Here is a 20,203-nt window from a genome sequence, read left to right on the forward strand (position 1 = left end):
GTGGAATGAGATGACGATGGACAGCGAGCCTACGCGCAGCGGCACGGGCACCGCTCCGCTCGACACCGCCGAACGGGCCGAGCTGGAGCGGTTGCGGGCCGAGGTGGCCGCACTGCGGGCGCGGACGGAGGCCGCACCCGAGGCGCCCCCGCCGTCGCCCCCGCCCGTGTCGCGTCCGCCGCGGCACGGGCTTCGCTGGACTGCGGTGGCGATCCTGACCGTGCTGGTCGCTCTGCTGGCGATCACGTCGGTGACGGCACGGTTCGTCCGCAGCCAAATCCTCGACACGGACCGGTACGTCACCACGGTGGCACCGCTCGGTTCCGATCCCGCGGTGCAGACCGAGATCGCGGGCACGATCACCGACGAGATCTTTGCGCGGGTCGATGTCGAAGGCCTCACGTCCGACGCGCTGACCGCCCTGACCGATGCCGTTCCGGCGACCGCGGACGCGCCGCGCGTGGACCGGGCGGTGGAGGGCCTCGCGCCGGTGATCGCCGGGCAGGCACGCAACTTCGTGTACGAGACGGTGCTGTCGCTGGTGCAGACCGACCAGTTCGAGGACCTGTGGATCCAGGCCAACCGAGCCGCGCACACCGGTCTGGTGGCAGTCGTCACCGGTGAGGGCGGGCCGTCCTCGGTGACGGTAGACGAGAGCGGCACGGTCAGCATCTCCCTCGGCACGATCATCGACAACGTCAAGGCTCGTCTGCTGGACCGGGGATTCACCTTCGTCGAGAGGATCCCCGACATCGACAAGCAGTTCGTGCTGTTCCAGTCCCCGGAACTGATCAAGGCGCAACGGGCGGTCAGTGCACTGGACACGGCGTCGGATGTGCTGCCGTGGCTCACGATCGCCGCCGCGGTGGCCGCGGTGGCAGTGGCTCCGCCCGGCCGTCGTCGTCGTGCCCTGGCGTTCGTCGGAGCGGCACTGCTCGTGGGGATGCTGATCCTCGCGGTCGCGCTGATCGTCGTCCGATCGCTCTACCTCGGCGACATTCCCCCGGACGTGCTGTCCCCGGACGCCGCCTCGGCGATCGTCGACACGGTGTTGGTGCCGCTGCGGACCGCGCTGCGGGCGGTGGCGGTCCTCGGCCTGGTGATCGCGGTCGGGGCGTACCTGACCGGGGGATCGGCCTCCGCGGCAGCCGTCCGTCGTGGATTCGGGCGAGGAATGGACGCGGTGCAGCGGTCCCGTAAGCCGCGACCACCGAACCAGGTGGAAGCCGGGGCCTACCGGGCCCGGACGGCGTTGCGGCTGGCGATCATCGGCGTCGCCGCGCTGATGCTGATGTTCTGGCGCTATCCGACCGGCATGGTGGTCGTGTGGATCGTTCTCGGTGCCCTGCTGGCCCTGCTTGCGCTCGAGGTGCTGATCCGGCCGGCACGAACCTGGGACCAACCGACTGAGGATGTGATGTCGGCACCGCCGACGGAGGGCGTGGTGTCGGCACCGCCGACGGACGAACAACCGACGGAGAAACTCCCGGGCACGAAGACGGGGACGTGAGCCCGGTGGACGCCGTTCCCGGTGACCACGTGCCGACCTCGCGCCGATGGTGGGCGCGGGCGGCGTTCGCCGCCGTCCTCGGCGCTGCCGCCGTTCCGGTGATCGTCGCGGGCCTGCGTGGCGCCCTCGCGCTCCTGGCGGTGAGCGTGGCGGTGGCAGCGGTGACGGTCGCGGCCCTGTACTGGTTCCTCGCGACCCGTGGGCTGCTGCGTGCGCTGTCGCTGGGTCTCGCGGTGGTCGTCCCCCTCGCCCTGCCCGTGCTGTTCGTGCGGGAACGCGTGCTCTGGGTCGCGTTGGTGTCGGTCGCGCTGGTGCTGCTCGCCCTGGCGTGCGCGCGGGCGGCCCTGCGCCGTGACACCGGGATGCCCGAGTACCCCGCCCCGCCGGTCCACCGCCCGTTCCTGGTGATGAACCCCCGTTCGGGGGGCGGCAAGGTCGTGAAGTTCGATCTGCAACGCAAAGCCGAGGAACTCGGCGCCGAGGTGGCCCTGCTCGCCGGACCGGGCCCCGTCGACGTCGAGGCCCTGGCCCGGCAGGCGGTGGAGCGGGGTGCCGACCTGCTCGGCGTCGCCGGAGGTGACGGAACACAAGCCCTGGTGGCGGCGATCGCGGCCGAGCACGGGCTGCCGTTCCTCGTGATCAGCGCCGGCACGCGGAACCATTTCGCGCTGGACCTGGGACTGGACCGGGAGGACCCGGCCGCGGGCCTGGACGCGCTGCGGGACGGGGTGGAACTCCGCGTCGATCTCGGCAGGATCGGAGAACGGGTATTCGTCAACAACGCCTCGTTCGGCGTCTACGCCGACGTGGTGCAGAGCCCGGAATACCGGGACGACAAGGCCGGGACGGCCCTGCGGATGATGCCCGACCTGCTCGCCCGCGACAGCGCCACCCGGCTGCGGGCCCGCATCGACGGCGACACGACGGTGGAGGGCGCGCAGGCCGTCCTGGTGAGCAACGACCCGTACGCGACCGACGACCTCGCGGGGATGGGACGCCGGCCCCGGCTGGATCGCGGGGTGCTCGGGGTGGTGACGATCTCGGTAGCCGGCGCGGGGCAGGCGGTCGACCTGCTGCGCCGCACACACAGCCGGGGGCTGGTTCAGCGCGTGGCCACCGAGGTGATCGTCGACGCGGAAACCCCGGAGATACCGGTCGGAGTGGACGGGGAAGCGCTGACGCTACCAACACCGGTGCGCTGCACCGTCGAACCACAGGCGCTGCGGGTGCGGGTGCCCCGACGGCGTCCGGGAACCCTGGTCTCGGCACCGACCTGGGACTGGGTGCGGCTCCGGGACCTGGCCTTACGGCCTCAGCGTTCGTCGTCGTCGGTCTCGTCGGGCCTGCGCTGACCTTCCCCGGGCCGCGAGCCTACCGGCACGCGCGGCAGCGATCCGGTGCCGAACAGGGCGGCGACGGCGAGCAGCGCCGTGACGGCGAAGGCCACCTGGAGCGCCTCGAGCCGCGCGTCCGAGTTGACCTCGACGATCGCATCCGCGGTGGACTCGTCCACCCCGGCATCGGCCAACGCTCCCTCGAGCTGGGTGTCGGACAGGAACGGCACCCCGGCAGCCATGTCCGTGGTGGCCTGCTGCTGCACCGACTCCGGTACCGCCGGGTTGTTCTCGATACCGGCGATGACGGAGGTGGTCAGGGTGGCGATGAGGATGGACCCGATCAGGGCGGTTCCCAGTGATGCTCCGAGATTGGTCGCCGTGTTCTGCAGACCGCCGACCTCGGCGCTCTGCGAGTCCGGCACCGCGGACACAGTGACCGCACCGAGCTGGGAGGCCAACGCCCCCAGGCCGAGACCCATCAGCAGCATCGGGATCGACACGACCGCCGCGCTGGCGCCGGGATCCATTCCGCCCACAAGGATGAGGATGCCGACGGCCATGGTCCCGAGACCGAGCCGGACGACGAGCCGGGGATTCGCGTGAGGTCGCAGCTTCGGGATTCCGATGGCCGCCAGGACCAGAGCGATCGACAGCGGAAGGATCCGCACGCCCGTCTCGAGCGCACTGAGTTCGAGAACCACCGACAGGAACAGAGGGACGGAGAAGAACACTCCGGCCTGGATGAGGAACTGGGCGAAGAACATACTCAGCCCCCCGGTGAGCTGGCTGTTCTTCAACAGCGCGGGATCGACCAGCGGTTCGCCGCCCGTCTTCGCCAGGTACGTCTCCCGGCGCAGGAACAGGTAGATCACGAACAGGCCGCCGAGCAGCAGCCAGATGACGGGGGACAGACCCAGGATCTGCGGTCCGCCGGGTTTGGCCTGGATCCATCCCCACTCGCTCGAGCGCAGCACGCCGTAGACGAACATTCCCAGGCCGACCACCGACAGGAGCGAGCCGACGAGGTCGAGCCGGATCCGCTGGGGTGGAATGTCTTCCACGCGGCGCAGCGTGAGCAGGATCAAGACGACGACGACGACCTCACCGAAGAAGACGTAGCGCCAGGACGCGAACGTCGTCACCGCCCCACCGAGCAGCGGCCCCACCGCGACTGCCGCAGCGCCCGCGGCGGCCACCAGTCCGTAGGCGGCGGGACGGCGTTCGGCGGGGAAGTTCGCCGCGACCAGGGAGACGATCGCGGGCATGATCAGGGCCGCACCGATGCCCTCGAGCAGGGACCAGCCGATGAGCAGGACGGTGAGATTCGGCGCGATGCCGGTGACGAACGAGCCGGCACCGTAGATGATCAGGCCGAGCCCGAACGCCCGGCGCCGGCCGAGAATGGTGCCGACCTTGCCGCCGGTGATCATCAGGGTGGCCATCACCAGCGTGTAGAGGGTGATAGCGGTCTGGATGCCGGTGATGGTGGTGTTCACGTCCGCGGCCACGGTCGCCATCGACACGTTCATCACGGAGCTGTCGAGCGTCATCAGGAACTGGCCCGCAGCCAGCACCGCGAGCACCAGGGCGGAACCCGAGGCCGTCGCCGGCCCCTTCTGTGAACTCTCGAGACTCATGGCATCGACCTCTCGGGGGCCCTCGACACTGCTGCGTTCACGCAGGTTAGACCATCGCATGCTGCCGACGCACAGCTACAGGGCACAACGTCCCGGATCTCGGCTACACCGGCTCGAGCGGCCGGAACCGCCGGATGTCGTTGCCCGCGGGGCCGACCACGGCGGCCGAGGACTCGGGCATCTCGTTCCATGCGCCCGGCAGATCGCGGAGCGGTTCGGACACGACGAACCGGGTGTCGATGCCCAGACGATGGAACATCTCCACCTCGGGGTGCAGCTCGCGGAGTTTGGCGACCTCGGTGGAGTAGAACAGCGACCGGGTCCGGCCTTCAGTGGAGTAGCGGAACACCCAGATCGTGTCGCCGGCCGTGGTGGCCACGGTCATCTGTACGGGGTCGTCGATTCCGTGGTCGCGGGCGACCTTCTCGACCATCCCGACCGCACGGCCGACCGCGGTGAACGGATCGTCCCGGAGACCGAACGTGAGAGCGAGGAAGAACAGCACCTCGGAGTCCGTGGTACCCGCGACATCCGGGTACAGCGACGGATCCACGGCCATCATCAGTTCTCGTTTGATCTCCCGGAAGCCGAGTATCTCGCCGTTGTGCATCCACAGCAATTTCCCGTGCCGGAACGGATGGCAGTTGCTGCGTTGTACCTGCGTGCCGGTCGAGGCGCGCACGTGCGCGAACAGCAGTGGGGTGCGGATCTGCCCGGCGATCTCCCGCAGGTTGTGGTTGTTCCATGCCGGATCGATGCTCTTGAACAGGGCCGGCTCGGAACCTATTCCGTACCAGCCGATTCCGAATCCGTCACCGTTGGTGGTGGTGGCTCCGAGATGGGAGTGCAGGCTCTGGTCGATGAGCGAATGCTCGGGCTTGAACAGCAGGTCCTCAACGAGGATCGGCTCGCCCGAGTAGGCCATCCATCTGCACACCCGGTCATCGAATCACTCCACCGGCGCCGGTGCTCTGGTTTCCCGAGCTATTGTGTCGCTGGGGAATCCGTTGTCTCGAGGTCCAGCACCGAGCCGGTGGTGGCACCCCCGTCGACGAGGAATTCGGAGCCGGTCGAGTAGGTGGCCTCGGTGACGACGAATCGCACCATCCGGGCCACCTCCTCGGGGCTGCCGAAGCGGGGGATCGGCTGCGTGGCGGCGATGCCGCGGTCCATTCCCGCCGTCATCGGTGTGTCGATGGGGCCGGGGTGCACCGAGCACACCCGGACCCCGTCGGGGGCGAACTCGAGCGCGGCGGTCTTCGTCAGGCCGCGCAGGGCCCATTTGCTCGCCACGTAGGCGCCGAGGCCGGCGTAGCCGATGAGGCCGGCCGTCGAGGAGATGTTGACGACGACCCCGCGCCCGCGACGCAGCGCCGGGCCGGCGACGTGCATTCCCAGCCACTGGCCGACGAGATCGACCTGCAGCACGCGTTCGAACTCGACTCGGGTCTGCTCCTCGATGGTGCCGACGGCCAGGATGCCGGCGTTGTTGATCAACGCCCGCAACGGACCGATGGATTCGGCCACGGCGACCGCCTCCGACCATTGCGCTTCGTCGGTCACGTCGAGGTGCACGAACTTCGAGCCTTTGCCGAGTGTCGCGGCGTGGCGGGTGCCTTCGTCGTCGAGCACGTCGGCGACGACGACACCGGCGCCTTCACCGGCGAGGATCGTGGCGACGGCGGCGCCGATGCCGCGGCTGCCCCGGTGACGAGGACCGAACCTCCGTCGAGTTCCGTCATGACCCCAACCCCTCGTGTGCCGATACCGTTGGTGCCGGGGTGCCGTTTCGGGCGATCTCGGATTCCGGTGGTCGTGCGCTGTCCGCGGCGCTACGCGGCGGACCCGCCGTGGCGGCGGTGATCTCGCGGTCGAGGAACGTCTTCAGTTCGGAGATGGCGCTCATCATGGGGGCCGGGAACACCACGGTCGTGTTCTTCTCGACGCCCAGTTCCACCAGTGTCTGCAGGTTGCGCAACTGAAGGGCGAGCGGGTGGGCCAGCATCGTGTCGGATGCCTGCCCGAGGGCGGTCGCGGCGATCGACTCGCCCTCGGCGGCAATGATCTTGGCCCGCTTCTCCCGCTCCGCCTCGGCCTGCCGCGCCATGGCCCGCTTCATGCTGTCGGGCAGCTGGATGTCCTTCAGTTCTACCAGCGTCACCTCGACACCCCATTCCAGAGTGGACACGTCGAGGAACTCACGGATGTTCGCGTTGATCACGTTCGTCTCGGACAGTGCCTCGTCGAGCGTGTGCCGGCCGACGACCCTGCGCAGCGTGGTCTGGGCGATCTGATCGATCGCCGCTGCCACGTTCTCGATCGCGACGACCGACTTCACGGCATCGATGACCCGGAAGTACGCCACGGCAGAGATGTCGACACTGACGTTGTCGCGGGTGATGATGCCCTGGGACTGGATCGGCATCGTCACGATCCGCAGCGACACCTTCGTCAACCGGTCGACGAGAGGGATGATCAGATGCAGTCCGGGCTCCTTGATACCGATGAGCCGGCCGAACCGGAACAGCACGCCCTTCTCGTACTGGGTCACCACATGCACGGCCTGCGACAGGACGAACAGCGCGACCACCAGGAGCACGCCGGCCAGGACGATCCACGCGGCCACGGCTTCTCCTTCCGCATCGCTTCGCGGCTGTGGTTCCACGGTCCACCCCTGGGGCATCGCCGGAAAGGGTCGAAGGTCACCGTGCCGGGAACGGTGTCGGACGCGCAGCGCGGACCGGGCCGGTACAGTGAAGACTGTATACCCCCTTGGGTATGCCGAGCCTACCTGGAGGGAGTGTCGGGATGACATCGGCCGACTTCGTCGACGGAGTCGAGGTGCTGTGGCGACCGGGCTGCTCGTTCTGCTCGAGGCTGCGCCGGGGCCTGCGCAGGCGCGGCATCGAGACCGCCGAGACCGACATCTGGCAGGACCGGACCGCCGCCGAACGGATCCGCGCGGTGACCGGCGGTGACGAGATCGTGCCGACCGTCTTCATCGGACCGGTCGCACTCGTCAATCCCTCTGTGCAAGAAGTCGAATCGGCGATCGAGCGGTATCTCCCCGGCCGGGTCGGCGAGCTGGTCGGGCCGCGGCCGACGACGCTGTGGTCCCGACTGTCCGAGACGTTCCGCAACCGGCCGCTCGAATCCCCGTCCCGACGATCGAAGGAGTCGTGATGTCCGAACATCCCCAGGACGAAGAACTCTGGGACGAGCGCTACCGCTCCCGCCCCACGCTGTGGAGCGGTGAGCCCAACCGTCACCTCGTGGGGGAGGCGGCCGATCTCGCACCCGGGCTCGCCCTCGACGTAGGCTGCGGCGAGGGTGCGGACGCCATCTGGCTCGCGCAGCGCGGCTGGCGGGTCGACGGCGTGGACGTCTCCGGCGTCGCCCTGCAACGCGCCGCCGAGCATGCGGAGCGGGCCGGCGCCGAGGTCGCCGGCCGCATCTCGTGGCTGCACGAGAACCTGACGGCCTGGGATCCGGGCCGAGGGCGGTACGACCTCGTCTCCGCGCAGTACATGCACCTGCCCCAGCCGGAACGTGATGTCCTCTTCCGGCGGCTCGGGGAGGCGGTCGCCCCCGGCGGCACGCTCCTGGTCGTCGGACACCATCCCTCCGACCTGCAGACCACCGTGCCGCGTCCGCCGCGACCCGAGTTGTTCTTCACGGGGGCGGACGTCGTGGCACTGCTCGATCCCGACGGCTGGGACGTCGTCACCGACACCGCCGTCGCGCGGCCGGCCACCGACCCGGACGGACGGGTCGTCACGGTGCACGACACCGTGGTCAGGGCCCGACGGCGCTGATCCCGTCGCGAATATCGTCACCGGGCGGTAGCCCTCAGTGTCACCGGGCGGTAGCCCTCAGTGTCACCGGGCGGTAGCCCTCAGTGTCACCGGGCGGTAGCCCTCAACGTTGCCGGGCGGTAGCCCTCAGGCCAGTGCGAGGAAGAGGCGCTCGAGCTGCTCCTCGGTGAGCCGGTCCGGGCATGTGTCGTCATCTTCGTCGAGCATGCACCGACGAAGCTGTGCGGCAACGATTTTGAAGCCGGCTCGGTCGAGTGCCCGGGAGACTGCGGCGAGCTGGGTCACCACGTCCCGGCACTCGCGGCCGGATTCGAGCATGGCGATGACACCCGCGAGCTGCCCCTGGGCGCGGCGCAGCCGGTGCAGAACCTGGGTATCGGCTTCGGGGGTGACGGCGGTCCGGGCGACGGGGGCGGCAGGAGTGTTCATCGTGGTGCTTCCGGTTAGGGGGCGCGGGGTCCGTTTGGATACCCCATGGGGTACTTGACATACCCTAGGGGGTATGTGGCAGGGTTGTCCACATCGAGGACGAAATCGACTCATACGGAGGAACCACGATGATTCTCGAGCAGTACTACATCGAGTGTCTGTCGCACGCGTCGTACCTGATCGGTGACGAGGGCACCGGCCGGGCGGTCGTGGTCGATCCGCGCCGCGATGTCGGCGAGTACCTCGACGACGCGCGTCGGCACGGGTTGACCATCGAGGGTGTGATCAACACCCACTTCCACGCCGATTTCGTCTCCGGGCACCTGGAACTGGTGGAGGCGACCGGCGCGTGGATCGGGTTCGGTGAGGCCGCCGAGACCGACTACCCGATCCGCCGGTTGCGCGACGGCGAGCACCTCTCGCTCGGGGAGGTGGACCTCGAGATCCTGGCCACCCCGGGGCACACCTGGGAGTCGATCTCGGTGCTGGTGCGCGAGCATCCGGGCGCCACCCCGACGGCGGTGCTGACCGGCGATTCGCTGTTCATCGGCGACGTGGGCCGGCCCGATCTGGTGAACCTGGGGGAGTCGTCGACCGAGGATCTGGCCCGGGCGATGTACCACACGGTGCACGAGAAGCTGCTGACCCTGCCCGATGCGGTCACCGTGCTGCCCGCGCACGGCGCCGGCTCGTCGTGCGGGAAGAACCTGTCGACCGAGCTGACCTCGACGATCGGGGAGCAGCGGGTGAGCAACCCGTCGGTGCAGCCGATGAGCGAGGAGGCGTTCGTGGCGCTGGTCACCGAGGGCCAGCCCGCGGCCCCGTCCTACTTCTCGGTCGACGCCGCGATGAACAAGCGGAGACACCCGCTTCTGGTGCAGGATCGCGCGATTCCCGAGTTGAGCCCGGAACGGGTCGAGGCCGAGCTCGCCGCCGGGACGCGGGTGCTCGATGCGCGCAGTGTCGACGACTTCGCCGCGGGGCATCTGGCCGGGTCGGTCAACGTCGGGTTCGACGGGCGGTTCGCCGAGACCGGCGGGATGGTCGCCGAGGTGGGGGAGCCGATCGTGTTGATCACCTACCCGGGGCAGGAGCAGGACGCGGCGGTGCGGCTGGCCCGGATCGGGTCGGACAATGCGTTGGGGTATCTGACGGTCGGGCCGGACGGGGTGTTCCCGGCGGAGCTGGCGGGGCTGGTGGTCCCGGCGCCGCGGACCACCGTCGCCGAGCTCGAGGCGTTGCTCGCCGCGGATGCGGTGACGTTGGTCGACATCCGCAATCCCGGGGAGCGGGAGGTCGGGACGATTCCGCAGGCGGTGCCGATTCCGTTGGCGCAGCTGCGGGCGCGGCTGGCGCAGGTGCCCACCGGTAAGCCGATCGTGGTGCACTGTGCCGGGGGGTGGCGGTCGAGTGTGGCCGCGTCGCTGCTGCGGGCGCAGGGCTTCGAGAACGTGTCGGACCTGCTCGGCGGGTACAACGCCTGGGCCGACGCCCACGTCCCCGCCTGACCGGCGCCGCAATTCACGACAGCCCGCCCCTGGTCGACCAGGGGCGGGCTGTCGCCGTCCCGCACCGCCCGGTCCGCGGAGGATCGTGCCCGCCTGGGATCATGCCTGGACGAGTCCCCGATTTCTGGAGCAGCAGATGGCCTACTTCGAACGGATCGGTCCGGCCGCGTTCCGGCCGACCCATCACGTGGGCGGCGCCTGGAACCCGCAGGAACAGCACATCGCGCCCGCCCTGGGGCTACTGGTCCACGCCGTCGAATGCGACCGGGACGCCCGCCGCGACGACGGACTGGTCGTCGCGCGCCTGTCCTACGACATCCTCGGCACCGTCCCGGTCGACACGGTCGAGACCACCGTGACCGTCCTGCGTCCCGGGCGCACCATCGAGCTCGTCGAGGCCGTCCTCGCGCACGACGGTCGCGCCGTGGTACGGCTGCGGGCCTGGCTCATGCAGCCGCGCCCCACCCCGGCGCTGGAAGCGACGTCGCTGCCGCGGATCGACCCGCCCGAGGCCATGGCCCCGTGGGACGCCTCGACGGTGTGGCCGGGCGGGTTCATCGCCTCCACCGAAGTCCGCCGCACCCAGCTCGAGCCGGGCCGGGCGGCGTACTGGGTGCGCACGCCGCTGCCCCTGGTGCTCGACGAGAAGGTCAGCGCGCTGGCCGGTGCCGCCGGACTGTTCGACATCGCCAACGGCATGACCGTGCGGGCGTCCCCGGACGACGTCGCCTTCCCCAACGTCGACCTCACCGCCCATCTGTTCACCGAGCCTCGTGGTGACTGGCTCGGCTTCGACACCACCGTCTCGTTCGGTCCCGACGGTCTCGGCCTGACGAGCAGCGTCCTCCACGACACTCGCGGTCCCGTGGGCACCGTGTCCCAGATCCTCACTCTCCGCCCCAACTGACCGTCGTGCCGGCGGGACGTACGCACGCGACAGGCACGGTCAGGCGCCGACGTAGGCCGCGAGGTGTTCGCCGGTGAGGGTGGACCGCGTGGCGACGAGGTCGGCGGGCGTGCCCTCGAACACGATCCGGCCACCGTCGTGGCCGGCGCCGGGTCCGAGGTCGATGATCCAGTCGGCGTGCGCCATGACCGCCTGGTGGTGCTCGATGACGATGACCGACTTGCCGGAGTCGACCAGCCTGTCGAGCAGACCGAGCAATTGTTCGACATCCGCGAGGTGCAGACCGGTCGTCGGTTCGTCGAGGACGTAGACACCGCCCTTCTCGGCCATCCGGGTCGCCAGCTTGATTCGCTGCCGTTCACCGCCGGACAGCGTGCTGAGCGGCTGGCCGAGGCTGAGGTAGCCGAGCCCCACGTCGGCGAGCCGCTCCAGGATCTTGTGCGCCGCCGGGATCCGCGTCTCGCCCGCCCCGAGGAACTCCTCGGCCTCGGTCACCGGCATCGCGAGCACGTCGGCGATGTTGCGGCCGCCGAACGTGAACTCCAGCACCGCGGACTGGAACCGCTTGCCTTCGCATTCCTCGCAGGTGGATTCGACGGTGGCCATCACTCCCAGGTCGGTGTAGATGACCCCGGCGCCGTTGCACGCCGGGCACGCGCCCTCGGAGTTGGCGCTGAACAATGCCGGCTTCACGCCGTTGGCCTTCGCGAACGCCTTCCGGATCGGGTCGAGCAGCCCGGTGTACGTTGCCGGATTGCTTCGCCGCGAACCCCTGATCGCCCCCTGGTCGACCGTGACCACGCCCTCGCGCCCGGCCACCGAACCGTCGATCAGCGAGCTCTTCCCGGAACCCGCCACGCCGGTGAGGACGACCAGCACGCCGAGTGGGATGTCCACGTCGACGTTCTGCAGGTTGTGCGTGTCGGCGCCGCGCACCTCCAGCACCCCCGACGGGGTCCGCACCGCGGGCTTCACCGACGCGCGGTCGTCCAGGTGCCGCCCGGTGAGCGTGCCACTGGTACGCAGCCCCTCGACGGTGCCCTCGAACACCACCTCGCCGCCCTCGGTGCCGGCCCCCGGCCCGAGGTCGACGACGTGGTCGGCGATCGCGATCGCCTCCGGCTTGTGCTCGACGACGAGCACGGTGTTGCCCTTGTCGCGCAACTGCAGCAACAGGTCGTTCATCCGGGCGATGTCGTGCGGGTGCAGTCCGATGGTGGGCTCGTCGAAGACGTAGGTGACGTCGGTGAGGGAGGAACCGAGGTGTCGGATCATCTTGGTGCGCTGGGCTTCTCCCCCAGACAGGGTGCCCGCCGGCCGGTCGAGGGAGAGGTATCCCAAGCCGATCTCGGTGAACGCGTCGAGGAGGTGCTGCAACCCGGTGAGCAGCGGAGCCACCGACGGCTCGTCCAGGCTGCGGACCCAGTCGGCCAGGTCGCTGATCTGCATGGCGCAGACGTCGGCGATGTTCCTGCCGTCGATCTTCGACGACAGGGCCTCCTGGGCGAGCCGGGTGCCGTTGCACTCGGGGCAGGTGGAGAAGGTCACGGCCCGTTCCACGAACGCCCGGATGTGCGGCTGCAGAGCGTCGACGTCCTTGGACAGCATCGACTTCTGGATCTTCGGGATCAGCCCCTCGTACGTCAGGTTGATCCCGTCGACCTTGATCTTGGTCGGTTCCTTGTAGAGCAGGTCGTGCAGCTCCCTCTTGGTGTACTTGCGGATCGGCTTGGCCGAGTCGAAGAATCCGCAGCCCCGGTAGATCCGGCCGTACCAGCCGTCCATGCTGTAGCCGGGGATCGTGAGCGCGCCCTCGTCCAGCGACAGGTTTTCGTCGTACAACGCGGACCGGTCGAAGTCGGTGACCGAACCCATCCCCTCGCAGCGGGGGCACATGCCGCCGAGCCGGTGGAAGGTTGCCTTCTCGGTCTTCGTCCTGCCGGCGCCGCGCTCGACCGTGATCGCACCGCTGGCTTTCACCGAGGGGACATTGAACGAGTACGCGTTGGGGGAACCGATGTGCGGTTGCCCCAACCGGCTGAAGAGGATGCGCAGCATCGCGTGCGCGTCCGTGGCGGTGCCGACGGTGGAGCGGGGATTCGAGCCCATCCGCTCCTGGTCGACGATGATCGCCGTCGTCAATCCTTCGAGCAGGTCGACGTCGGGACGCGCCAGGGTCGGCATGAAACCCTGTACGAAGGCACTGTAGGTCTCGTTGATCAGTCGTTGCGACTCCGCGGCGATCGTGCCGAACACCAGCGAGCTCTTGCCCGAGCCGGAGACCCCGGTGAACACCGTCAACCGGCGCTTCGGGATCTCGACGCTGACGTCGTGGAGGTTGTTCACGCGCGCACCGTGGACGCGAATCAGATCGTGGCTGTCGGCAGTGTGCAGCGTGGGGGATTGCGTGTCCGTCTTCGTGGCCATGCTCATGGTGTCTCCATCCGCCGGGAGGGGAAAGCTCGGGTCAACGGTGACGTCATGGCGGTCAGGCTAGTTGCGGCTCCGCAGCCCCCGCTTCTCGATTCCTGATCGGTCGGGTCACGGTCTTCGCGACACACGACGGCATTCCCGCCGCCGCGTGCGCCGCCTGACGCCGGTAGACGCTGGGCGGCACACCGACCAGCTCGGTGAAGCGGGTGCTGAAGGTGCCCAGCGACGAGCAGCCCACCGCGAAACACACCTCGGTGACACTCAGATCGCCGCGACGCAGCAGTGCCATCGCGCGTTCGATGCGCCGCGTCATCAGATACGCGTACGGCGACTCCCCGTACGCCGCCCGGAACTGCCTGCTGAGGTGTCCCGCCGACATGTGCACCCCGCGAGCGAGCGCCTCGACGTCCAGCGGCTGGGCGTACTCCCGATCGATCCGATCACGAACGCGGCGCAGCCGCGCGAGATCGCGCAGGTGCTGCGCGTCAGCAGGTCCCCCGGTCACCTACGCGATCGTGCCACGTCGCAGCGGAGTTGCCCAGCGGTAGCGGGGCCCTGTTTGTACCCCGCGGTTTCGCCGGGCTCGGCATACTGGACGGGCACAGCGCCCGTGGACGGCTACGTCGCGCTCATGGTCGGTGCCTGTCCACACCGGCGGGGCGATGTGCCGGCACCCCGGGAGGTCGATGGGTGATGCAGCAGCGTATCGAGGACTATGCGTTGGTCGGTGATCTGCACACTGCGGCGCTGGTGGGCCGGGACGGCTCGATCGACTGGTTGTGCCTGCCCCGGTTCGATTCTCCGGCGTGTTTCGCGGCGCTGCTCGACGGTGAGGAGGCCGGACGATGGTTGCTCGCCCCCGCTGACGGCGGGGTGTGCACCCGGCGGGCGTACCGCCGCGACACCCTCGTTCTGGACACCGAGTGGGTCACCGCGACCGGGACCGTGCGGGTGACCGACTGTATGCCGGTGCGGGCCGAGGCCGCCGACGTCGTCCGTGTCGTCGAAGGACTGACGGGATCGGTGCGGATGAGCACCGAGGTGCGGCTGCGCTTCGACTACGGGCACGTCGTGCCGTGGGTGCGCCGCCTTCCCGGATGTCTGACCGCGGTCGCCGGCCCGGATGCGGCCTGGCTGCGCACCCCGGTGCCGTTGCACGGCCACGACATGAGGACCACCGCGGAGTTCGAGGTCCGGGCCGGCGAGAGTGTCCCGTTCGTGCTGACCTATGCGTTGTCCTACGGGCACACCCCGCGTCCGCTCGACGCCCTGCGGGCGATCGCCGACACGGAGGCGTATTGGACCGAGTGGATCGAGCGGTGCGACTACACCGGGGAGTACTCCGAGGCCGTGCATCGTTCCCTGATCACCCTGGAGGCCTTGACCTATCGGCCCACCGGGGGCATCTTGGCTGCGGCCACCACCTCATTGCCCGAGCAGATCGGCGGCAGCCGGAACTGGGACTACCGGTACTGCTGGCTGCGGGACGCCACCTTCACGCTGCAGGCGCTTCTCGGCTGCGGATTCGTCGTCGAAGCCAAGGCTTGGCGCAACTGGCTGGTGCGGGCGGTGGCCGGTAACCCGGCGGACCTGCAGGTGATGTACCAGCTCGACGGAGCCCGGCGTGTCCCGGAATACGAGCTGTCGTGGTTGTCCGGTTACGAGAACTCGGTGCCGGTGCGCATCGGCAACGCCGCCGCCGAGCAGTTCCAGCTCGATGTGTGGGGTGAGGTGCTCGACGGACTGCACCAGGCCCGGCAGAGCAGCCTGCGCGGTGACCCGGCCTGGGACATCGAGGTGGCGTTGCTGGATTTTCTCGAGAGTCATTGGCAGGAACCCGACAACGGTCTGTGGGAGGTGCGCGGGCCGAGGCGCCCGTTCGTCCATTCCAAGGTGATGGCGTGGGCGGGGGTCGACCGGGGGATCCGGGCAGTCGAACGGTTCGGGCTTGCCGGGCCGGTCGATCGGTGGCGCGTGCTGCGCGAGCAGATCCGCACCGAGATCCTGGCGAAGGGATTCGATTCCGATCGCGGCACCTTCACCCAGTTCTACGGCAGCCGCGGCGTGGACGCGGCGGCGCTGCTCATTCCCCGCACCGGATTCCTGCCGTGGGACGATCCGCGCGTGCTGAGTACCGTGGCCACCGTAGAGCGCGAACTCGGTCACGACGGCTTCTTGCTGCGGTATCGGCCGGAACTCGACCACGTCGACGGCATCGTCGAGCCGGAAGGAGCGTTCCTGGCCTGCAGCTTCTGGCTCGCGGACGCGCTGCACGGGGCCGGCCGCACCCGCGAGGCTCGGGCGTTGTTCGAGCGGTTGTTGTCGGTGTGCAACGACGTCGGGTTGCTCGCCGAGGAGTACGATCCGCACGCCCGTCGGCAACTCGGCAACGTGCCCCAGGCATTCAGCCATGTGGCGCTGGTCAACACCGCACGTCACCTCGCCGGCCATGCCGTTCACACCCACCGTCCCACCTCGCGGTGATCACTGTGTAGCCGTCCTGGTGCGGCGAACTGGTTGCCTCGATCGATCAGGAATCGAGAAGCGCGGGACGCGGAGACGCTCCTACTCTGCTCGTCATGGATATCACCATTCACACCAGCTTCCTGCCGCACGACGACCCGGAGGCGTCGCTCGCCTTCTACCGCGATGTTCTCGGCTTCGAGGTCCGCAACGACGTCGGGCAGGGCAAGATGCGCTGGATCACAGTCGGTCCCGCAGGTCAGCCCGACACGTCCATCCTTCTGGCGCCACCGGCCGTCGACCCGGGCATCACCGACGACGAGCGTCGTACCATCGCCCAGATGATGGCCAAGGGCACCTACGGCTGGATCCTGCTGGCCACCCGCGATCTCGATGCCACGTTCGAGAAGGTGCAGGCCGGGGATGTCGAGGTCGTGCAGGAGCCGACCGAGCAGCCGTACGGCATCCGCGACTGCGCCTTCCGAGACCCGGCGGGCAACATGGTCCGTATCCAGGAACGTCGCTGAGTCGCGCGACGGCGCCGAAGTAGACGAAAGTCCTTGCATCGATGGTGATCTGGTATCCGTAGTCCACGTGCCACGGTAGCCGCGCCTCCGCCCCCTCCGCGTCTCCGCGCCGTCGCCCAACGTCCCGACGGGTGCCGCCAGGATCGCTCGGCGCGCCTCCGGTTCGCTCGCGCTCGAGGTGTCGAACTCTCGCTCGACCGGGCCGCGACGAGGTGGCTGCCGTCAGGCGTTCTCCGGTCCGGCCGGTTCCACGTGGATGAAGGTCTCGGTGTGCGGCAGCACCGCGTCGATCGCCGCCTCGATGCGGTCGGCCATGTCGTGGGCGGTCCGCACGGTCCAGTCGCCGGGCACGGTCACGACGACGAACACCTGACGCTGCCGGCCGGATTCGACGGTGCGCAGCGGCGCGAACTCGACGGGGCACTCGGCACGGAACCGGTCCAGTACGGCGTTGACCTGGTCCTGTTCGTGCTGGGGGAGGGCGGCGCTCAGCAGGCCGCTGACCGAGCCGCGAAGCAACCGGTACCCGGTCCACAGGATGTTGACGCCCACGGCGAGCGCCACGATCGGGTCCAAGGGCTCCCAGCCGGTGACGGCGACCAGGGCGATGCCGACGATCACTCCGGCGGAGGTCCACACGTCGGTCAGCAGGTGCTTGCCGTCCGCGACGAGCGTGATCGAGCGGTGCGTGCGTCCCACGCGCAGCAGGGTGAGGCCGACGCCGAGGTTGATCACCGAGGCCACGGTCGACAGGGCCAGTCCGAGCCCGGGCTGGACGAGCGGAACCGGGCTGATCAGGCGTTCGATCGCGGTCCAGATGATGGCGGTGGCGGCGACGAAGATCATCGCGCCCTCGACCAGAGCGGAGACGTACTCGGCCTTGCCGTGGCCGAAGTGGTGGCTCGCGTCCGGGGGGCGGGCCGCCACCCGCAGCGCGATCAGCGCCACCACCGCGGCGACGAGGTTGACGCCGGATTCGAGGGCATCGGAGAGGAACCCGACCGATCCGGTCGCCCATGCGGCGCTCGCCTTGAGGGCGATGGTGACCACCGCGGCGGCCAAGGAGAGCAGCATGAATCGGAACAACAGCCGGTCCTGCTGTTGCCGCGATTCGGGCACGGACGTCGTCATCCGACTCCTCCCGCTCGGTCGGTTTCCGTGGTCGCGGAGCGCGTGGTCGACGCGCCCGCGCAGGTGTTCCCCCTTCGGGACGCGGGAACACCTGCGCCGGGCCGAACGACGGGTCAGGCGGCCGTCGTGGCGTCGAGCAGCGCCTGACGCTGGTTGGCGCCGAGGCCCCCGATGCGGCGGGTGTCCGGGATCGACAGCTGCTCGAGGAGCTTGGCGGCCTTGACCGCGCCGACTCCCGGCAGCGCCTTGATCAGGGCGGAGACCTTCGTCTTCTTCACGACCTCGTCGGTCTCCGCCTTCTCGAGCACGGCCGGGACGTCGAGCTCGCCGGCCTTGACGGCGGCGAGCAGCTCGCTGCGGGCCTTGCGCACTTCGGCGGCCTTGGCGAGTGCGGCGGTGCGCTGTTCGTCGGTGAGAACGGGTGCTGGCATGACGCCCCCTGTGTTGTCCGATGGTGAGCGGCCCCGGGCGAGGCTGCCGCGGCTGATGCTGCCAGGTCGGACCGACATCCGTCGGTTCGGCACGCGGAGACGGCCGTCTCGGGATTCGCGGGGCGGATCCGGCCGATTCGGGCACCCGCCCTGCGACTACGCTGTCAGCGGTTCACGACCGGCGGGACGGAGTAGACGATGAGCGCGGCGAAGGCGGCTACGGTCGGGACCGGTAACGGCCGGCAGGCGATCCTCGACTCGGCGTTGCGGAACATGAACGAGCGCGGGTACCACGGCACCTCGATGCGGGACATCGCCCGCGACGCCGACATCACCGTCGCCTCGATCTACCACCACTTCAAGTCCAAGCAGGAGATTCTGCAGGACATCATGACCCGGGCGCTGCACGATGCGATCGCCATGACCCGGGGGGCGTTGCTGCGGGCGGGTGGTTCGCCGGACGCGCAGTTGCAGGCGCTGGTGCGGGCGTGGGTCATGTTCCACACCACCCGGCAGCTCGATGCGCTGGTGGGTGCGACGGAACTGCGCAGCCTGAACGAGGCCGGTCGCCGGCTCGTCGTCGCGCTGCGCGACGAACAGGAGGGCCTGTTCCGCGACGTCGTCGAGCGGGGCGTCGAAGAGGGGGCCTTCGAGGTGGAGTTCCCGCGCGATGCGGTGCGCGGGATCATCAACATGGGCCAGTCGGTGTGCACCTGGTGGCGGTCCGACGGGCCGCTGCGGGCGGAGGAACTCGCGGACCGCTACGCGGATCTCGCCTTGGCGATGGTGCAGCACCGCCCCCGTCGCGTCGGCGCCCCTGCTTCCTAGCGGTCGATCGGCTGCCCGGTCTCGAGCGTGGCAGTCTTCCCTCTCTCCGTCAGCGTTTCCTCAGTTCGGATCCTCTCGTCGGCACCGAGGTTGACACCGAACGCTCGTTCGGTGACTCTGTAGGTCACCCGAACGATCGTTTGGCCGACAGGCCGACGCAGGAAGGAATCCGCGATGACTGCATCGCCTGCGGGCGCCGTCGCCGGCCTCGATCTCGACGCCCTGACCGCCCACCTGCAGCGCGTACTCGACGGTGGAGTCTCCGGGGCACTGACCGCCTCCCTCATCGGCGGTGGCCGCTCCAACCCCACCTACCGCCTCGCCGACGACGAGCACGTATGGGTGCTGCGCCGACCGCCGTACGGACACGTCCTGCCGAGCGCGCACGACATGCGGCGCGAGTTCACCGTCATCGACGCCCTCGGCGGCACGTCCGTGCCGGTGCCCCGCGCGGTGCACCTGTGCGAGGACGAGAGCATCCTCGGCGCGACCTTCTATCTGATGGAACTCGTCGACGGTGTGGCCGTCGGCACCGTCGACCAGGCCTCGGCCCTCACCCCGGACGAACGCCGCCGCCTCGGATTCTCGCTCGCCGACACGCTCGCGGCGCTGCACGACCTCGACCCCGGCGCCGTCGGGCTCAGCAGCTTCGGCCGCCCGGACGGCTACCTCGAGCGCCAGCTCGGCCGGTGGGCGAAGCAGTGGGAGGCGTCCCGCAGGGTCGACCGGCCCGAGGTCGCGGTGCTGCTCGACAAGCTCTGGCGCGCGCTGCCGCAGACCCGCCACCCGGGGATCGTCCACGGCGACGTCAAACTCGACAACGTCCTCGCTACGCCGCAGGACCGCGGTCACATCGCCGCCGTACTCGACTGGGAGATGGCCACTCTCGGCGACACCCTCGCCGACGTCGGAATCATGCTGAGCTTCTGGGACGTTCCCGGCGCGACACCCAACCCCATCACCCGCGGCCTCGCCACCCTCGACGGCTTCCCCACCCGCGCGGAGCTGCTCGAACGCTACGCCGGAGCGCGTGGCATCGACCTCGCCGACATCGACTGGTACATCGTCTTCGCCGACTTCAAGATCGCCGTGATCCTCGAGGGTATCGGTGCCCGCCACGAGCGGGGCGAGACGGTGGGAGCGGGCTTCGACGGCATCGCGGACATGGTCGGACCGTTGCTCCGGCGCGCCCTCGATCTCGCCGCCACCTCGGCCCTTCCCGCATTGCGCCGCTAGGCGACCACTCG

18 protein-coding genes and 1 pseudogene are annotated in these 20,203 nt (G+C 69.4%); 10 read left to right on the top strand and 9 right to left on the bottom strand.

What is annotated here, in order from left to right; genetic code table 11:
- The first annotated feature begins 10 nt into the window (after window positions 1-10).
- A complete protein-coding gene (locus AC2IPW_RS01140; protein ID WP_203011346.1) occupies window positions 11-1,510 on the top strand; it encodes a hypothetical protein in 1,500 nt (499 codons plus the stop codon).
- Complete coding sequence (locus tag AC2IPW_RS01145) at window positions 1,507-2,862, top strand: diacylglycerol/lipid kinase family protein (protein ID WP_416062435.1); 1,356 nt, start codon at window positions 1,507-1,509, stop codon at window positions 2,860-2,862. Before AC2IPW_RS01140 ends, AC2IPW_RS01145 begins: the two co-directional genes overlap by 4 nt.
- Here the strand turns inward: AC2IPW_RS01145 and AC2IPW_RS01150 are convergent.
- The 4 genes and pseudogenes from AC2IPW_RS01150 to AC2IPW_RS01165 all read right to left on the bottom strand — a co-directional run bounded on the left by AC2IPW_RS01150 (window position 2,823) and on the right by AC2IPW_RS01165 (window position 7,110).
- The gene (locus AC2IPW_RS01150) at window positions 2,823-4,484 is read right to left on the bottom strand and encodes an MFS transporter (RefSeq protein WP_486376089.1); all 1,662 of its coding nucleotides are present in this window, start codon (window positions 4,482-4,484) and stop codon (window positions 2,823-2,825) included. The genes AC2IPW_RS01145 and AC2IPW_RS01150 overlap by 40 nt on opposite strands.
- A gap of 103 nt (window positions 4,485-4,587) precedes the next feature.
- Entirely contained in the window at window positions 4,588-5,409 is an 822-nt protein-coding gene (locus AC2IPW_RS01155) for a class II glutamine amidotransferase (RefSeq protein ID WP_003939449.1), read from the bottom strand.
- A gap of 59 nt (window positions 5,410-5,468) precedes the next feature.
- Window positions 5,469-6,226 (bottom strand): annotated as a pseudogene (locus AC2IPW_RS01160) (SDR family oxidoreductase).
- Window positions 6,223-7,110: a slipin family protein gene (locus AC2IPW_RS01165; RefSeq protein ID WP_486376090.1), complete on the bottom strand. Its 888-nt coding sequence runs from the start codon at window positions 7,108-7,110 to the stop codon at window positions 6,223-6,225. The pseudogene AC2IPW_RS01160 and the gene AC2IPW_RS01165 overlap by 4 nt, the downstream one beginning before the upstream one ends.
- Window positions 7,111-7,292: 182 nt before the next feature.
- Between AC2IPW_RS01165 and AC2IPW_RS01170 the strand changes: the two genes are divergently transcribed.
- Both AC2IPW_RS01170 and AC2IPW_RS01175 read left to right on the top strand, forming a co-directional pair.
- Window positions 7,293-7,667, top strand: a complete 375-nt coding sequence (locus tag AC2IPW_RS01170) for a glutaredoxin domain-containing protein (RefSeq protein WP_486376091.1) — start codon at window positions 7,293-7,295, stop codon at window positions 7,665-7,667.
- The gene (locus AC2IPW_RS01175) at window positions 7,667-8,299 is read left to right on the top strand and encodes a class I SAM-dependent methyltransferase (protein WP_289379648.1); all 633 of its coding nucleotides are present in this window, start codon (window positions 7,667-7,669) and stop codon (window positions 8,297-8,299) included. Before AC2IPW_RS01170 ends, AC2IPW_RS01175 begins: the two co-directional genes overlap by 1 nt.
- Window positions 8,300-8,425: 126 nt before the next feature.
- On the opposite strand, the gene AC2IPW_RS01180 is transcribed toward AC2IPW_RS01175, so the two are convergent.
- Window positions 8,426-8,728 (bottom strand): metal-sensitive transcriptional regulator, encoded by a 303-nt coding sequence (locus AC2IPW_RS01180; RefSeq protein ID WP_054373386.1) that lies wholly within the window; start codon window positions 8,726-8,728, stop codon window positions 8,426-8,428.
- A gap of 128 nt (window positions 8,729-8,856) precedes the next feature.
- Between AC2IPW_RS01180 and AC2IPW_RS01185 the strand changes: the two genes are divergently transcribed.
- Together AC2IPW_RS01185 and AC2IPW_RS01190 are read left to right on the top strand one after the other, a co-directional pair.
- A complete protein-coding gene (locus AC2IPW_RS01185) occupies window positions 8,857-10,236 on the top strand; it encodes an MBL fold metallo-hydrolase (protein WP_486376092.1) in 1,380 nt (459 codons plus the stop codon).
- A gap of 136 nt (window positions 10,237-10,372) precedes the next feature.
- Window positions 10,373-11,143, top strand: a complete 771-nt coding sequence (locus AC2IPW_RS01190) for a thioesterase family protein (protein ID WP_416063758.1) — start codon at window positions 10,373-10,375, stop codon at window positions 11,141-11,143.
- Window positions 11,144-11,182: 39 nt separating this feature from the next.
- Here AC2IPW_RS01190 and AC2IPW_RS01195 read toward each other — a convergent pair whose 3' ends face one another.
- Together AC2IPW_RS01195 and AC2IPW_RS01200 are read right to left on the bottom strand one after the other, a co-directional pair.
- Window positions 11,183-13,576 (bottom strand): ATP-binding cassette domain-containing protein, encoded by a 2,394-nt coding sequence (locus AC2IPW_RS01195; RefSeq protein WP_486376093.1) that lies wholly within the window; start codon window positions 13,574-13,576, stop codon window positions 11,183-11,185.
- A gap of 55 nt (window positions 13,577-13,631) precedes the next feature.
- The gene (locus AC2IPW_RS01200) at window positions 13,632-14,081 is read right to left on the bottom strand and encodes a helix-turn-helix transcriptional regulator (RefSeq protein ID WP_003937200.1); all 450 of its coding nucleotides are present in this window, start codon (window positions 14,079-14,081) and stop codon (window positions 13,632-13,634) included.
- Between the two features lie 188 nt (window positions 14,082-14,269).
- Here AC2IPW_RS01200 and AC2IPW_RS01205 point away from each other — a divergent pair, with 188 nt between their 5' ends.
- Window positions 14,270-16,060 carry a glycoside hydrolase family 15 protein gene (locus AC2IPW_RS01205; RefSeq protein WP_486376094.1) on the top strand — a complete coding sequence of 597 codons (1,791 nt, stop codon included), beginning with the start codon at window positions 14,270-14,272 and terminating at the stop codon, window positions 16,058-16,060.
- Between the two features lie 95 nt (window positions 16,061-16,155).
- Window positions 16,156-16,566 carry a VOC family protein gene (locus AC2IPW_RS01210; protein WP_407040536.1) on the top strand — a complete coding sequence of 137 codons (411 nt, stop codon included), beginning with the start codon at window positions 16,156-16,158 and terminating at the stop codon, window positions 16,564-16,566.
- Window positions 16,567-16,788: 222 nt separating this feature from the next.
- Here AC2IPW_RS01210 and AC2IPW_RS01215 read toward each other — a convergent pair whose 3' ends face one another.
- Together AC2IPW_RS01215 and mihF are read right to left on the bottom strand one after the other, a co-directional pair.
- Window positions 16,789-17,697 carry a cation diffusion facilitator family transporter gene (locus tag AC2IPW_RS01215; protein WP_416062441.1) on the bottom strand — a complete coding sequence of 303 codons (909 nt, stop codon included), beginning with the start codon at window positions 17,695-17,697 and terminating at the stop codon, window positions 16,789-16,791.
- 113 nt (window positions 17,698-17,810) lie between these two features.
- Window positions 17,811-18,128 carry an integration host factor, actinobacterial type gene (gene mihF, locus AC2IPW_RS01220; RefSeq protein ID WP_003937196.1) on the bottom strand — a complete coding sequence of 106 codons (318 nt, stop codon included), beginning with the start codon at window positions 18,126-18,128 and terminating at the stop codon, window positions 17,811-17,813.
- 198 nt (window positions 18,129-18,326) lie between these two features.
- Between mihF and AC2IPW_RS01225 the strand changes: the two genes are divergently transcribed.
- Both AC2IPW_RS01225 and AC2IPW_RS01230 read left to right on the top strand, forming a co-directional pair.
- On the top strand, window positions 18,327-18,956 hold the full coding sequence (locus tag AC2IPW_RS01225) for a TetR/AcrR family transcriptional regulator (RefSeq protein WP_248957412.1): 630 nt from the start codon (window positions 18,327-18,329) through the stop codon (window positions 18,954-18,956).
- Between the two features lie 174 nt (window positions 18,957-19,130).
- The gene (locus AC2IPW_RS01230; RefSeq protein WP_416062442.1) at window positions 19,131-20,192 is read left to right on the top strand and encodes a phosphotransferase family protein; all 1,062 of its coding nucleotides are present in this window, start codon (window positions 19,131-19,133) and stop codon (window positions 20,190-20,192) included.
- Window positions 20,193-20,203: the final 11 nt, after the last annotated feature.

The sequence above is a fragment of the Rhodococcus sp. NS-SX18 genome (assembly GCF_057367935.1).